10 protein-coding genes and 5 pseudogenes are annotated in these 15,482 nt (G+C 58.1%); 13 read left to right on the top strand and 2 right to left on the bottom strand.

Annotation, left to right across the window (positions count from 1 at the left end):
• Positions 1 to 436 precede the first annotated feature (436 nt).
• Together XH91_RS34970 and XH91_RS34965 are read right to left on the bottom strand one after the other, a co-directional pair.
• Positions 437 to 1,288 carry a sugar phosphate isomerase/epimerase family protein gene (locus tag XH91_RS34970; protein ID WP_128955100.1) on the bottom strand — a complete coding sequence of 284 codons (852 nt, stop codon included), beginning with the start codon at positions 1,286 to 1,288 and terminating at the stop codon, positions 437 to 439.
• Positions 1,289 to 1,295: 7 nt separating this feature from the next.
• A complete protein-coding gene (locus tag XH91_RS34965) occupies positions 1,296 to 2,582 on the bottom strand; it encodes an NAD(P)/FAD-dependent oxidoreductase (protein ID WP_128929774.1) in 1,287 nt (428 codons plus the stop codon).
• 247 nt (positions 2,583 to 2,829) lie between these two features.
• Between XH91_RS34965 and XH91_RS34960 the strand changes: the two are divergent.
• From XH91_RS34960 to XH91_RS40195, 13 genes and pseudogenes are all read left to right on the top strand, one after another.
• Positions 2,830 to 3,945, top strand: a pseudogene (locus XH91_RS34960) (DDE-type integrase/transposase/recombinase); the annotation flags it as partial.
• A gap of 104 nt (positions 3,946 to 4,049) precedes the next feature.
• Positions 4,050 to 4,415, top strand: coding sequence for a hypothetical protein (locus XH91_RS34955; RefSeq protein ID WP_128929773.1), 366 nt, complete (start codon positions 4,050 to 4,052; stop codon positions 4,413 to 4,415).
• A 176-nt stretch (positions 4,416 to 4,591) separates the two neighbouring features.
• Positions 4,592 to 5,605: a sterol desaturase family protein gene (locus XH91_RS34950; RefSeq protein WP_128955099.1), complete on the top strand. Its 1,014-nt coding sequence runs from the start codon at positions 4,592 to 4,594 to the stop codon at positions 5,603 to 5,605.
• 94 nt (positions 5,606 to 5,699) lie between these two features.
• Positions 5,700 to 6,791, top strand: coding sequence for a substrate-binding domain-containing protein (locus XH91_RS34945; protein WP_128929771.1), 1,092 nt, complete (start codon positions 5,700 to 5,702; stop codon positions 6,789 to 6,791).
• A gap of 38 nt (positions 6,792 to 6,829) precedes the next feature.
• Positions 6,830 to 8,368 carry a sugar ABC transporter ATP-binding protein gene (locus XH91_RS34940; RefSeq protein WP_164934141.1) on the top strand — a complete coding sequence of 513 codons (1,539 nt, stop codon included), beginning with the start codon at positions 6,830 to 6,832 and terminating at the stop codon, positions 8,366 to 8,368.
• Positions 8,365 to 9,399: an ABC transporter permease gene (locus tag XH91_RS34935; RefSeq protein WP_128929769.1), complete on the top strand. Its 1,035-nt coding sequence runs from the start codon at positions 8,365 to 8,367 to the stop codon at positions 9,397 to 9,399. Before XH91_RS34940 ends, XH91_RS34935 begins: the two co-directional genes overlap by 4 nt.
• A 13-nt stretch (positions 9,400 to 9,412) precedes the next feature.
• A pseudogene (locus XH91_RS39595) lies at positions 9,413 to 9,654 on the top strand (hypothetical protein); the annotation flags it as partial.
• A 470-nt stretch (positions 9,655 to 10,124) separates the two neighbouring features.
• Positions 10,125 to 11,513, top strand: a pseudogene (locus tag XH91_RS34930) (extracellular solute-binding protein).
• 85 nt (positions 11,514 to 11,598) lie between these two features.
• On the top strand, positions 11,599 to 12,534 hold the full coding sequence (locus tag XH91_RS34925; RefSeq protein ID WP_232995606.1) for a carbohydrate ABC transporter permease: 936 nt from the start codon (positions 11,599 to 11,601) through the stop codon (positions 12,532 to 12,534).
• Between the two features lie 110 nt (positions 12,535 to 12,644).
• On the top strand, positions 12,645 to 13,406 hold the full coding sequence (locus tag XH91_RS34920; RefSeq protein ID WP_237866557.1) for a carbohydrate ABC transporter permease: 762 nt from the start codon (positions 12,645 to 12,647) through the stop codon (positions 13,404 to 13,406).
• The gene (locus tag XH91_RS34915; RefSeq protein WP_128929766.1) at positions 13,403 to 14,344 is read left to right on the top strand and encodes a ribokinase; all 942 of its coding nucleotides are present in this window, start codon (positions 13,403 to 13,405) and stop codon (positions 14,342 to 14,344) included. The genes XH91_RS34920 and XH91_RS34915 overlap by 4 nt, the downstream gene beginning before the upstream one ends.
• A 136-nt stretch (positions 14,345 to 14,480) precedes the next feature.
• Positions 14,481 to 15,113 (top strand): annotated as a pseudogene (locus XH91_RS34910) (SDR family NAD(P)-dependent oxidoreductase); the annotation flags it as partial.
• Positions 15,106 to 15,392, top strand: a pseudogene (locus tag XH91_RS40195) (HAD-IIA family hydrolase); the annotation flags it as partial. The pseudogenes XH91_RS34910 and XH91_RS40195, both read left to right, overlap by 8 nt.
• Between the last annotated feature and the right edge of the window lie 90 nt (positions 15,393 to 15,482).

Here is a 15,482-nt window from a genome sequence, read left to right as displayed (position 1 = left end):
TCTAGGCTCATGTTGAACTTCTCTTCCCTCTTTAGAATATGCTGAACGTCTGGCGCCATCACTTTTGCACCTGACATCGAACCCTTCGTCGATCGATCCGGCGGCAAAGTCGGGCTATCATTAGGTCGACTTCTAGTTCTCCCGCGTACCCGTCGACCTCATTGCACCTTTGGATCTTCTCAATAGACCATGTATGCATGCGCCGCTTCCGGCCGGGCCCCCCAAACCGATGTCGACCAAGATCCCAGCGCTCTCATAGCTCAAATCAACAGAAAGAGGCCATCTGGATCAGCACACGAAGCGTGTATCGACGATACAACAAATCGCGATCGCCTTGATCTGGACACCTACATCTGCAGTCTACAGTTTGCAGTCTTCAGCAGCGGAGCAGTAGTGGGCTGTAACGTTTCCTGAGTTCAAGCGCTGTCGTTGTGCTCTACGCGTTGTCTTCCAGGTGGGCTCCAGACTTGTCCCAAGCCTTCCTGACGCATTCTCGAAGCATCAGGGCTTCGCTCCAGCGATCCGTTGTATCTTCACCATCTCGACCGGTTATCGCGTACGGCCGCGGCCCCAACTCGCAAGTAAACGCCAATGCCTCTCCGTCCGCCGCGCGCCGGCGCCAACTCCGAAAGCCGTAGCCCCACCACTCTAAGAACTGGTCGAGCCACATTTGGTGCTGCGGGAAGCTAATCTCGATTTGTATTTGCTCGCGGCTTGCTACCCTACCGTGGAACGCCCAACACCTATCCAAAACTTGATGGATGTGGCTGTTATTCTCCTCGGTAATTGGCCATGAGAACTCGCGCCCAACAACGAAGTGCGAAATATCCCCCAGCAGCTTGAGATCGGGGATTCGTTCAAGTAGATCGAGTGTAAAGAACAGGTCGGTCGTCATCCGGTCGCGATGTGTCTCTATATAGACGGGAAAATCGACCTCCTCGGCAAGCCGCAGCCATCCTTCTAAAAGCGGGATGCAATCATCCAAGCGACGTGGCCGTACATCTGGTTGAATCTCAAGATGATGAAGACCGAATTCCGTTGCATTTTCGAGCACTGGCTTGAGCTCATCGATGGTCTTCGGAAAACACTGGCCTTCGGCTGTCAACCCGTTCGCCTTCAACAGGCCATGCAGCTCGCGTACGTACTCCCGGCTCCGCCAATCTGCGCTAACGCCGTCATAGCCGGCATCTTTGATCATTCGGATGTTTTCCTCAAGCCCGCGTTCTGGCTCCGTCGCGCTTCGCAATTCCATGGCCCAAAGCGACTGAAAGAACAGGATGGTGTTCATGTAGTGTCTACCTTCGAACTGCTGAGAGAGCGGCTTCATGCGTTGAGTGGGCGTTGACGGCATCTGACTGCAAGAGCTTTCTCAAATCGTAGCTTGGGTCCTGCAGGACGGAAGGCGACGGGCGAAGGCGCCTCTCAATTATCGAGGTCGCGACTCGGACGATCTTTGCTACTTGCGATAGGCTACCGAACGCCGCCGTGGCCTCTAGAACGCCAAATCTGTCTAGGAGAAACGTTACTATACCCCCATCGTCTAAACTACGATTTACCTCGACCTGCGATTTGTTCGGAATGCCAGCAACTTGGAATACTTTGTCGAATTGATCAGACCACATCCATGGAACTGCCCTATAGGAAACCTTTCGTCCCAAAATGTTCAACGCGGCAGTGCCCCCCTGGTCCAGCGCATTCTTCCATGCCTCCAATCGTATCGTGTCTTTACCCGTCGACGCCGGATATCTTGCTGCGTCTCCGGCGGCGAAGATCCGAGAGTCTGCAGTTTGGAGGTATTCATTGACGAGAATGCCGTCGTCAGTGGCAAGGCCAGCCTTCTGCGCCAATTCAACGTCGGGATCCGCGCCAACAGCAACCAGAACTGTGTCGGCTACGAATTCCTGTCCTGATCTGAGTCGCACGCCCTCGACCATGTCGCAACCAATGATCGCCTCCACGTCCGCTCCGAGGAAAACCTTGGTGCCGTTGGAACGATGCAGTTCTAAGATTCTATCGGACGTCGAGATCGGCATCACGCGAGACAGCAGAGCGGGTGCCTTTTCCAAAACTGTTGTGTCAACACCTCTTGCCCGGGCAGACGCCGCGACTTCCAATCCGATCAGTCCTCCGCCGATAACGACAAGCCTTCGTGCCGGCATCAATCTCTCTCGGAGAACGGCGGATTGATCCAACGACCGCAGCGCGATCACTCCCTTCGAGCCGACGCCAGGCAACTGCGGAAAACGCGGTTTTGCTCCTGTCGCGAGCAGGAGGTAGTCATACCGAAAACGATCTCCTCCAGCGAGTGTAACGCTCTGTGCGTCCCGGTCGATTGCTTCCGCTCTGACCCCAGAGCGGAAAAGGATTCCGTTCTGGTCAAGCCAACCTGGGGCAAGAGCCGCTACGCCGCTGAAGCTCTCCTCTTGAGTAAGGACTGACTTGGACAGAGGCGGACGCTCATAAGGGGCGGACCGTTCCTCCGTTAGGAGTACAATCTCGTCGGACCACCCATGCTCCCGTAGTGCGCGAGCTGCACTCGTCCCAGCATGTCCAGCACCAACTATGACAATTCTTCGAGCCATCACATCAAGTCCGAACTGTGCGAGCTTGGAGGTTAGTCGCCGACATCTGATTTAGGCTATTCTGAACCTGATGTTTTTCCATCATGTTTACGATTCGTAGACTCGCTCGTGTGCGGGGCGCCCCGAGTCGGCGGCCTGCCGGCGTAGGATCAACGCCATGTAGTGTGGCGTGTTCGCCGTCAGCGCCTCTGAGACCAGGACTTCACGAAGGAGGATTTCTGGTTCATCGTTGCCGTACGGAGCGAAGTTGAAGCAGAAATCCGGGCCGGACAAAGCCCCGGCAGAACAAGTGCTGAAGGACAACCGACGCCAGGCACCTCGGCAGTATTCAGCGGAAAAGAATATCCGTATCGTGTTGGAAGGATTTGCGCGACGAGGAGAATATCTCCGAGCTGTGTGGCCTCGATGTATTATGGCCGGTCCAAGGAGTTCCTTGAGGCTGGCAAACGCCGCCTTGGGGGGCGACACTGCCCGCTCAGCCACGTCCGGCGAGGTCAAGGATCTTCGTCGTGAAGCCTCCGAATTGAAGGAGGTGGTCGCCGATCGTACCCTGGAGAACCGCTTACAAAAAAGAGTTGAGCGCGGCTGGGGAGGACGAGGCATGAGGTATCCTGCGTTCGCGAAGGCCGAGATCATCGCGCTGGTCGAGCAATCACCATCTGCGTGCCAGACGCACGCTCGAGAAGCTCGGCATCCCGCGAGCCGCATTTTATCGGTGGTACGATCGCTACCGTGCGGTTGGCGTTGAGGTACTGGCTGAGTATCGCTCGAAGTCGGACATGGTCTGGAATCGGGTTCCTGACGAAGTCCGCGGTCAGATCATCGATCTGGCGCTGGAGATTCCCGAGCTGTCGCCGCGCGAGCTGGCGGTGCGCTTCACCGATGACAGAAAGTACTTAGTCTCCGAGGCGCTGGGTCTATCGGCTGCTGAAGGCGCACGACCTGATCACCAGCCCCGCCTATGAGGTGATCAAGACGGCCAACGAGTTCAAGGACAAGACCACGGCGATCAACCAGCTCTGTCAGACTGACTTCGCCTACCTCAAGATCACCGGCTGGGGCTGGTATTATCTGTTCACTGTGCTCGCTGACTTCTCGCGTTATATCGTGGCGTTGAGGATGAGCCCAACCATGTGCGCCTCCGACGTTACGGCCACGCTCGACCGGGCGCTTGTCGCCTCAGGCCTGGAGTACATCAATATAAAGCAGCGGTCACGGCTTCTCAGCGACAACGGATCAAGTTACGTCGCGGATGATCTGGCCACCTGGCTCAAGGGCAAGGACATACGGCCTGTGCGCGGTGCGCCAATCATCGCCAGACCCAGGGCACTGGCATCAGACCTTGAAGAACCGCATCTTGCTGAGCGCATCAAGCGCGAGACCATCGCAATCCGTCGCTTGCGGCATCGACTGCAGGCAGCTTAACCTCTAGCCCAAGATGATCCGGAGCCTCCCTTCTCGAAATGCATGAGCGGTCTCAAATTATCTGACGACGGACACAACGCGAACATTGCGGCGCCGTGGTCGAAGTTGGCGAAGAGTTCGGCCGCGGCGGTGAAGGTCGTGTGGTCCGTTGTGAGCAAGACGCCAAAGTTCGTCGCCGGTGGCGCAGCCCTCAGCGTACAACGGTTCGCTGCTAATAACGCGAGCGACCGGTTCGCGGCGAAGTCGTTCACCTCGAAGTGGCGCCCGGCGCAATCCGTTGTGGCCGCTCAGATGCTGCATCGCGGTTCGAAAGGCAGTGATGTCTGGTGTACCGGTGTTTCGATAGCGAGCACGCTAAGTTGCATCAGTTGCCGATCTGCAATCTATACTCTCGACCGCTATACGTAGCGTGCAGGGGAGCAAACGAGCCGTACAATGACGAGCGTTTAGCGGCCGTGGCGACAATGCAGTAAGCCGTAGCTCGACATTTTGATGGATTTCAATCAACCTAACCATCGAGCCATCCAACGCTCTGCCATATACTGAAGAAAATATAGGGGTGGATTGCGCGCCAGGAGGAAGCGATGATGGAGGAAACTAAATTCGGCCGTCGCGACGAGTTTGGTCACTACGCGCCTAAGGAGCTCATCAGTTATGGGCCGTTGTTCACGTTGCCTCCGAAACCTATGGCGGTGATAAAGTGGTTGCCAGGGTACTTTTTGCCTTGGAACCTGCTGCTTATCGTGTTCGGGATCGGTTATTGGCTCTTTCTTGCGCCGTCTCTTGAACAAATGAAGACACTCGAGATCGGCTGGGTACTTTATCTCGTTCTCCTCAACTATGCCATCGTCGTCCTTTGGTATGGCGCCTGGCACTCTTGGCTCTACGTTTTGCGACGGCAGGAGACGCGCTTTAAGTACAACCCGCGTTGGCCCACGGCCAGAGCTACTGTTTTCGTCTTCGGCAAACAGGCTTTGGACAATATTTTCTGGACGATAACGAGCGGCGTTCCGGTCTTTACAGCATATCAGGTCGCGGCGTTTTATCTTTATGCCAACGGCTACGTGCCTCTCATCACCTTGTCAGACAACCCAATATGGTTCATCGTCCTGCTGTTACTCGTCCCATTCATTCATGAGGTCCACTTTTACGCGGTTCACCGCCTGCTTCATACTCGTCTCCTCTACAAGTACGTTCATTCATTGCACCACAATAATACGAACGTGCTTCCCTGGTCGGGATTAGCGATGCACCCGGTCGAACACATCCTGTATTTTTCTGTCATCGTGTTGATCGCTGTCTTCAATTCACATCCAATACATATGCTTGCCATGGTGATGCGCGCGGGCCTCGCTCCAGCAATTGCCCATACCGGTTTCGATCGAACCGAGCTGGGGGGCGAGCGCACCGTCCCATCTGGAGTCTACGCTCATTATCTTCACCACAAGCTTTTCGAGGTGAATTACGCTGATGGGGCGGTCCCACTAGACAAGTGGTTTGGCAGCTTTCACGACGGCAGCCCTGAAGCCGATGAGCGTCTAAAGCTTCGTATGGAACGGCGTGCTGAAGCTTATGCCAAGAAGGACGCTCGAGCCTGACTGGGTGCTCAACGTACCCTAGAATCCTATTGAAGAACTCAAGCCGCACGGAGAACTCCGCGGCCAAGCACCACGTCAGCAAAGGGGAAACGTTATGATTGTGGCAAGGATTGTTCGTCGCGCATTTCTCGCAGGCGTCGCGGGGATCGCCCTTACAAGTGTAGCGTTCGCAGACGGGCCCACTCCGATTCGAGTTAAGTCGGACGCGCACGCCGAGGTACCGCAAAAGTTTAAGAATCACGCGGTTAAGATCGCGGTTGTCCGCCAGCTCAACACTGGCGACGTGTATCAGGAGTGGATTGCCGGCGTTGAGGCTGAAGCGAAGAAGCTCGGCGTCAAGCTGACGGTCTACAACGCCGACGGCGACAATGCGAAGCAGGCGCTGATGCTGCAGCAGGCCGTAGCCACTCAGCCGGATGCCATCGTCATTGGTTGGGGATTTGGTGATAGTCTGCGCGACGGCATCAAGGCGGCCGCTGACGCCAATATTCCTGTCGTGACCTACTACGTTTCGGTCGAGCCGTCGGACAAGGTCATCACCGTTGATCAGGGCGACAAGCTGATGATGACCGGCATCCTTGGTGCTCTGAAGGCCCATATCGGCGGCGACGGTGCAAAGGCTGACGTCATCTATGTCTATGTGCCAGGCTATCAGGCGCTCGATCTGCGCAACGAAGTCTGGAAGGAATTCTTGAGGGCCAACCCTGGCGTCAATACGGTAGCGACGATCGGCGTCGTCAACGCCAACACTGCCGCCCAGACGGCCGATCAGGCCAAGGCAGCGCTGACTGCCCATCCAAACGTCAAGGCGATTGTCGCGCCGTATGATGAGTTCACCAAAGGCGCATCGCTAGCGATCAGCGAACTCGGTCTGGCGGACAAGGTTAAGACCTATGGCATGGACATCTCAACTGCCGACATCGCGGTAATGACGAAGCCACACAGTCCTTGGGTGGTCACGGCTACCACCAACCAGTCCAATGTCGGCTCGGTCGTACTGCGGGTGGCCGCGGCCAGGATTGCCGGCGACCTCATCGGCAACACGCTGAGCGTGCCGCCGCTGGTTATCACTCAGGAAGAGCTGCGCACGAACAAAGTCGAGAACATCGAACAGCTTGGTGCGGTCTTTCCGGATCTGAAGACGCCGGACGTGGCGAAGGCCCCTTGGATGGATAAGATGAAATGAATCGGTCCACGCAGGAAAGCCTCGCTGGAGGTTGCCCTATGTCCGAGCGAACGAGAGCCCTCGTCGAGTTCCGCAACATCACCAAGCGCTTCGGTGCCACGCAAGCGCTAAAGGGTGTGAGCTTCTCGATTATGCCGGGCGAGACGCTGGGTCTGCTCGGTGCCAACGGCGCCGGCAAGTCCACGCTCATCAAAGTGCTCTCCGGCAATTTCCTGCGCACGTCCGGCGAAATCCTGATCGAGGGCGAGCGGACCGAAATCCGCTCGCCGACCGAAGCGCGTGACTGCGGCATCGCGACCGTTCACCAGAACATCGACGATGCCGTGGTGTTCGGCATGACAGTGGCAGAAAATTTGCTGCTCGACGATCTCTCGACCGCCGACTCGCCCTTCTTTCTCAACCGCCGCAGCGTCATGGACCGCGCGCAGCAGGTGCAGCAGAAGTTGGGCCTCAAGCTACCGCTGGAAGCTCCGGTGGAGGAACTGTCAGCGAGCGGTCGGCAGGAGGTGGCGATCGCGCGCGCCCTAGTGAAGAACCCTAAGCTGTTGATCCTCGACGAGCCGACTTCGACGCTGTCGGCGCGTGAAGCGGAAAAATTGTTCGAGGCGGTGGCGGACCTCAAGCGGCGCGGTATCGCGGTGCTTTACGTCTCGCACCGCATGAGCGAGAGCCAGCAACTATGCAACCGCGCAGTCGTTTTGCGCAATGGTCAGATCGTTTCCGAGCACCAGTCACCGCTCGATACGAATGCGATAGCGACATCAATTCTCGGCGATCTGATCTTGTCGGCGAAACATGTCATCCGCCGCTCGGACCAGGTGCCGGTGTTTGTCGGACGCGGCTTGCGTGTGCGGCCCGATGCGGTGCCCGTCGACCTGACGTTCCGCAAGGGCGAGGTGATCGGTATCACCGGGCTCGTTGGCGCCGGGAAGACCGAGCTTCTGGAACAGATTTACGGTGCTATGCCGCTGGTTTCGGGCAAGATGCTGCTCAACGATCGGCCCTTCAAGCCGCGCGACGCAGCCGATGCGCTGACGAGGGGCGTGGCGATGGTGCCGGAGGAGCGCGCGAAGCAATCGATCTTCCCTGGCGAGGGCCTGGCGAAGCATTGCTCGATCGGCGCAATGGGATTCTTCAGCCGCTATGGCTTCATCGACCTACATAAAGAAGTGGCATTCACCCAGGATATCATCCGTGACTACAACGTCAAGTGTCCCGGCTGGGATGCCCCCATCGAGGCGCTGTCGGGAGGCAATCAGCAGAAGCTGTTAGTCGGCCGCTGGCTCAAGCACGGCTGGTCACTTCTAATTCTTGACGAACCGTTCCGGGGAATCGACATCGGAGCGCGCGGCATCATCTCGGACGCGCTGCGGGCTTTCTCGGAGTACAACTCGGTCGTAGTCTCGTCGTCGGACCCTGAGGAAGTGGTGGAGGTCGCCGACCGCGTACTCATTATGGTCGAAGGAGCGATCGCGGGCGAAGTTATGGCGGATGCGCTCAGCTCCGAAGAGCTTTCTGAAATCATGAGCCGGACCGGTGCAGCTCGGCAAGGCGTAAGTGGGGGCACCCTTCAATGACAATCCAAAACTCGCTCGCGCAGCCGGCCGAGCCTGGATCCACCCGCGGCAGCGCGGAAAAGCTGAAAGTCTTCATCTACCGCTACGGGCTTTTGGCCGTTCTGGTGCTGATGATTCTGTTCTTCTCCTGGCAGCAGCCGTTCTTCCGCACGTTCGCCAATGCAATGTTTATCCTGCAAGCGGCCTCGGTGGTCGCGGTGATCGGGCTTGGCGCCACGGTTTCGATGACGGTCGGCGGATTCGACCTGTCCGTAGGAGCGTCGATGTCGCTTGCGGTGATGGCAGCAACCGCGGCGATGGTGATCGGCGACCTCGGTGGCGCCCCAGCGATTCTGATCGCCGTGGCGGCGGGCGTCGCGGTCGGCCTATTCAACACTTTTCTCATTGTCTACGCCCGCATCCCCGATCTGGTGGCAACGCTCTCCGGCTTGTTCCTCATCAACGGGTTGACCTTGCTCGGCGTCTCGGGCCAGTCGATCGCGGAGGGTATGTCGTTCAACGGCAATGTCGCTCCGGGCAAGTTCTCGCCGCTATTCGGCTGGCTAGGTGGTGGGCGGCTGTTCGGTATCCCAGCGTCAGTCGTGGTCGCAGGTCTGATATTCATCGTCGTCATTGTGCTGCTCAATTACACGCGGTGGGGGCGGGCCTTCTACGCCGTTGGGGGCAATCCGATCGCAGCCGCGGCGGCCGGCATCCGCGTGGCGCGTTATCGCATGGCGGCATACCTGATCTCCGGCGCGTTGGCAGCAATCGCCGGAGTCATGTTAGCGGCCCGCTCCAACCGGGGCGACGTCAATGTGGGCGACGCGTACTTGCTGCAGGCCGTGTCCGCCGCGCTCGTGGGATATGCCGTGCTTGGCGCCAACAAAGCGAATGCCGTCGGTACGCTGGTTGGCGCGGTCTTCGTCGCCACACTAATCAACGGACTGACAATGTTCAATTTCCCGTACTACGCGCAAAGCTTCGTTCAGGGAGTGCTGCTCGTGGTCGCGTTGCTGATGAGTTACACGCTTGGCCCACGCCGCCGTTGAACTTAGTTCTTGGTCGGCGATCTTGTGCGCGGTTGACGAACAAGGAGCTGTTACGCAAGAGATCTCCTCCAATATCCAGGAGGCACACACGGGGCCCGCCGAGTGGCTTCGAGCATAGCCGACGTGAAGCGCCGCGCAACGGAGACCGGCTCGGCTTCGAGTTAACTGCTCACCTACGCGCAGATGCTGTCCAACGACAGCGCGCGGCTGAAGACAGAGGTCCGGAGATTCCTGATGACGGTTCTTGCAGCTTAAAGCCGTCTCGGCGCATTCGGAGGAACGGTACGGAAGACGGAAAACCGTGTGAAGTACTGCAGTGGAGGATTGAAACCTTTGCCCTATCGCGCACTCGAGAACGGTCATTGTGAACCTCGCTAACCGGCGCGTGCACAAGAGATTTCGGAGCCGCCACATCCCAGGACAATCGACTGTCGTTTGACTGCCGAAGCTACGAGGCGTCAGCGTCATAAGTTTGCTAATTGATCCTTGAGGATGACTGCTGCCAGTCCAGCAAATTGGTAGACAACGTGGCTTGAGTACGCCTGACGCGATCCGCGGATCACTTTCTGAACTACCGATTGTTCGACGTTACCCAATCTTACCCAAAGAGAGTTCGGAAAACCGCTTACGACGGAACAGCGGGCGCTAGCCTTGCCGACACTGCGGCCTCTCGAAGAGGAGGGGGCACGAGGTTTACGGGCCAAAGAGCTCACCGGAGGGGAATCATGCCAAGGAAGTACGCTGCTTGTCCGGACCGTTCAGCAAATTTTGCTAGGAAAGCTACCCTTATCTGCTCCACGCTTTTGGCCGGAACGGCCATGGCGCTTACCCACGCCAAGGCAGACGACATCAATTGGCGCCAGTTCGAAGGCGAGTCGATCGTCTGGGCCTCCGATATTCATCCATATGCCGATGCGGTTGCAGCCCAGCTGCCGGAATTCGAGAAGCTTACCGGCATCAAGGTGACGCCGGAGCTTTATCCGGACGATGCGTATTGGAATAAGTTGACGATCCAGCTCAGCACCAAATCACCAAGCTGGGACGTTGTCGGTACGGGCATTCAACCGGCTTGGGATCTTGCGCCCGGTCAATTGCTTGAGCCCCTCGACCGCTATCTGAACGATCCGAAACTTACGGCGGCCGGCTACGATTACAAGGATTTCTTCCCAGCACTACGAGATGCGCTGACTTGGAAGGTCAAGGAAGGCCAGATCGAGCCGGGAAGCGGGCAGGTGTGGGCCATTCCGCATGGCTTCGAGAATATCCAACTGTTCTAACGGAAGGACATCCTCGACAAGTATGGCATCAAGGTCCCTACGACCCCGCCGGAGATGTCCGCGGCATGCGAAAAGCTGAAGGCTGCCGATCCGACGATTACGCCCCTTGGCGTCCGCGGTGTGCGGTTCTGGAGCAGCATCCACACGGCCGCAATCTCGATCGCCAGGTCCTACGGGGTGCACGATTTCACCGTCAAGGACGGTAAGCTCGACACCGGCCTCGACTCACCCGAGTCGATCGCTTTCCACAAGGACTATGTGGACATGATCAAGAAGTGCGCGGCGCCCTCCTTTGCTAACGACAATTGGTACCAGGTGGTCGAAGGCATCAATTCCGGCCGCACAGCCATGGCGATCGATTCCAACATGTTTGGCTTTTGGAACGACGTTGCCGGCAAGCCAGCCTCAGGCAAAATAGCATTTGCGCCGCCCTTGCGTGCTCCGAATGCCAAAAACTTCGAATCCAACATCTGGATCTGGTCTTTGGCGATGAATGCGGCATCGCAAAAGAAGGGAGCTGCGTGGCTCTTCATCCAATGGGCGACTTCGAAGCAAGTGAAGCTCAACGGTGCCGTGGCCGGCAAGCTCGTCAACTCTCCGCGCACCTCGACCTGGACTGACAAGGCATGGCTCGAATACGCGGCAAAGCCTGAATTCAACAACTTTGTCGACACGTTCAAGAGCGTGCAGGACCGGGCAAAGCTGGCCTTTACAGCTCGCGTCGGCTTTGCCGAAGCAATGAATGCCTGGGCCGTTGCCATGCAGAAAATGGTCAACGGAGCTGACGTGAAGGCGACATTGACAGACCTCGCGGCCGAAATCCGATCGACCATGTGAAGTGCCGAGGGGGCGGCGGCGACCCGCTGCCCCTTCTTGCAATTAGAGATGTAGTCATATGGAACTTCGAGGATACGACGCAATCGTGACGCTGCAGTCTTCGGCCAGCCAACTTGCCTCCTCACAGGATCGGCGGATCAAGAGCGCTGAGGAGCCGCGTCTTGACTGGTGGAGCATTGCAGCAATTGCGCCAGCCATCGTCATACTTGTAGGATTTCTGCTTCTGTTCTTCTACGGCGTCTATCAGTCGTTGACTGACCTCAGGTTCGGTCGCCCCTTGGTCCACTTCATCGGCCTCAACAATTACGCGGCGCTGATTAAGACAGAGGATTTCTGGAATAGCATTCGCGCGACGCTGGTCTACTCTGGATCCGCCGTCCTTGCCGAGGCAGCCTTCGGTCTCGCGCTTGCCAAGCTGTTCGCGACCGAAGTCTTCCTGGCCCGCGTGATGCGGCCGGTCATTCTCCTGCCCCTCGTCCTACCCCCGATGAGCGTAGCGCTCATGTGGACGACCATGATGGACCCACAAAACGGGATCATGAATTATCTGTTGTCGCTTGTCGGGATCGGCCGATTTGCCTGGATCTCAGATCCCGTGACCGCAATGTTCTCCCTGGTCCTGATCGACGTATGGACCTACACGCCCTTCTTCGCACTCATCATCTTCGCCGGCCTTCAGGGCATCAATGAAGAGGTGAGAGAAGCCGCGCGCGTTAACGGTGCGAAGGGCTTGGCGACCTTTCTGCACATCGAGCAGCCTCTGATTGCTCCCTACATTCTGATCGCGGCGGTGTTTCGGCTGATCGAGTCTCTCAACCAGTTCGACATCATCTTCGGGACAACCCAAGGCGGGCCCGGCAACAGCACTTCGGTTCTTTCGGTACGTGCCTACATCACCGCGTTCCAGAATCTCGCTTTTGGGCGTGGCGCCGCACTGATGGTGGTCAATTGGCTGATCGTGCTAGTCGGGACGTTCGCCATGGTCAAGCTCTGGCGCTTTGTTCGCCAGCGCGTCAGCTGAAGAGGCCGCGCATGCGCGTCAATCGTTCGACTCCCGCCAATCTGATCCTCAACCTGCTCGTGGGCGTTTGCGCATTTATCCTAGCTTTTCCGCTTATCTGGATATTGATGATGTCGCTGAAGCAGCAGGCCGAAGTCATGACCTGGCCACCGACCTTTCTGTTCTCGCCGACCCTGGAGAATTTTCGCGTGCTGTTTGATGTCGCCCAGGCGGGGGCGACCAGCTATGGCACCATCAAAGTCGATTTCTTGACGCCGATCACCAACAGCGTCGTCATAGCGCTGGGCTCGGTCATCGTGTCTCTGCTCGTGGGCGTGCCGGCCGGCTACGTGCTGGCGCGGCGCGACATACCTCTCAAAGAGGACATTGCGTTCTTCATTCTTGGATTCCGCTTTGCCCCGGTTCTCCTGGTCGTCATCCCGCTCTTCAGCGTATTCCAGACCATCGGGCTATATGACACCTATCTCGGCATGATCTGGGTCTACCAGGTGGTCACACTGCCGATGATCGTCTGGCTGAGCCGCTCCTACATCGAGGACATCCCCAAGGACATCGAGGAGGCGGCTGCCATGGACGGCGCCAAACCCGTTCGCGTCGTGCTGCACATCGTGCTGCCACTGTTGAAGCCAGGACTGATCGGAGCCTCATTGCTCATCTTCCTGCTCGCCTGGCACAATTTTGCCCTCGGTCTAATGCTGAGCTCGACCAAGGCGCCGGTGACGGTCGCTCTGCTCAAGCTTCTCAATCCGGGCGTGCAGTTCTATCCCGTCATGGCGGCCGGGCTCGTCGTGACGATGATCATTCCCGTCATCCTGATCGTCATTGGCCAGCGTCACCTCGAACGCGGCCTCACCTTCGGTGCCGTAAAATGAACACCCGGCCATTGATGTTCTTCGGAACGACGAATCTCGATCTCTGCTTCAACGTCGAGCGACTGCCGACTCCAGGTGAAAGCCTGATGGGCGGCTTGACCCGTTACCCCGGAGGCAAGGGCGCCAATCAGGCCGTTGCTGCCGCCCGGCTTGGCCTCAAGCCACATTTCTACACGCGTCTCGGCGATGACGATGCCGGCCACTGGCTGTTGCAGTCCCTGATGCAGGCCGGCGTTCGCGCAGATGCCATTCAGATCTCTGCGGGCGAGGTCTCCGGTTCAGCCCTGGTCATGGTCGGCGACGACGGCTCGAACATGATCGTCATAGACCCTGGCACGAATTTGAACGTGACACCCGAGATGATCGAGCGCGCGGCCGAGTTCATCGCGCGCGATGCAATCGTTGTTGCGGAAATGGGGATGCCGATCTCGGCCCTTAATCGGCTCTTCGAGATGAAGGCGGACAAGGGTTTTGAACTCATCTTCAAGCCGGCGCCGGTCAGGCCCGGGCTTTCACCGGCCGCGTGGGCAAGCGTTGACTTCGTCACGCCGAACCAGACGGAAGCCTTTGAGCTCACAGGGATCGAAGTCCTCGACTTCCACACAGCCGCGGGCGCGGCCTTAAAGCTTCTCGATCTCGGTCCAGCTGCCGCCCTAATCACCTTGGGCGCGCAGGGCGCTTACTATGCCGACAAGAAGCAATCTTTTTCTCTGCGCGCCTTCCCGGTGAAGGTCGTGGATACCACGGCCGCAGGGGATGCTTTCAATGGCGCCTTCGCCGCTTCATTGGCTGAGAGCCTGCCCTTGAGGGAAGCCGTACGAAGGGCGCTCGCGGTGGCAGCCCTGTGCGTGACGCGCCGCGGTGCTCAAAGCTCGATGCCGAGCCGCGAGGCGGTTGGCGAATTTCTGCAATCACAAACGATCCTGGAGTTGGAATGACTGAACAGTTCTCAGTTTCGGATAGAACGGTGCTCGTAACCGGAGCCGGTGGAGGCATCGGGTCGGCCATTGTTTCAATGCATTCCGGGCGGGAGGGGCGAATGTCCTTGCCACCGATGCTAATCTCGCAAACCTCAGGGAGACCTTGGCTGGCCTGCCCCATGGCAACGGCGTACTGCCAATGGCGATGGATGTCGCGCGGGAGGACGATGTCGCAAGGGTGCTAGATGAGATTGCCAGACGTTTCGGCCGGCTCGATGTGCTGGTGAATAACGCCGGCATCAAGTCTGCCGAGCCGCTCCTGAACGGCAATTCGGAAAAGATCGAGCGCACGATCCAGATCAACTCAGTCGCTGTCCTGCGCTCCTCCAAACTGGTGGTCGACCGGTTCATGAAGGCGAAAGGTGGCCGTATCGTCAACGTCGGCTCCTCGCTGTCCTCGCAAGGTGCAGTCTTCAACTATCAGGCTGGCGGCGCCGACTACTGCTTGTCCAAGGCGATCGTCCACGATCTCACCAAGCTGCTCGCCTACGAATGCGCGCCGCTCAAGATCAATGTCAACGCAATCGCCCCTGGCATTATCGACACGCCCATGCACGGGCGTCCCCGGGAGGAGACCGAAGCCCGCCATAGTGGCCGGATCCCGCTGGGACGCGTGGGTCTACCGGAGAATATCGCGGGTCTTGCTGTCTTTCTCGCAAGCCCCGCGGCCTCATATATGACCGGGCAGATTCTTCACGTGAACGGCGGGATGCTGATGAATGGCTAATACCGCCCCGGCCCATAACTGGCCGCAAGTCAAAGGTATCATTTCGGATCTCGATGGCGTGGTTTATCGCGGCAACGCGGCGATACCAGATGCTATCCAGACATTTGGAGCTTGGCAGACGGCAGGATTGCCGTTCTGCTTCGTGACTAACAATTCCACCCATACCCCCGAAGATGTCTCCGCAAACTTGCGAGTTTCGGGCTTGTCGTCACGCCGAAAGACGTTGTCACGAGCGCCATCACTGCCGCCGAGCTCATTCGCGCGACATACAAGGATGCAACGCGCGTATTCGTCGTGGGCGCGCCATCGCTGGTGAAGGCCATCACCGAAGCGGGGCTCGATGTGACCGATCGCGAACCCGATGCCGTG

This window comes from Bradyrhizobium guangzhouense, assembly GCF_004114955.1.
GTDB lineage: Bacteria > Pseudomonadota > Alphaproteobacteria > Rhizobiales > Xanthobacteraceae > Bradyrhizobium > Bradyrhizobium guangzhouense.
This window is presented reverse-complemented; position numbering and strand designations above follow the sequence as displayed.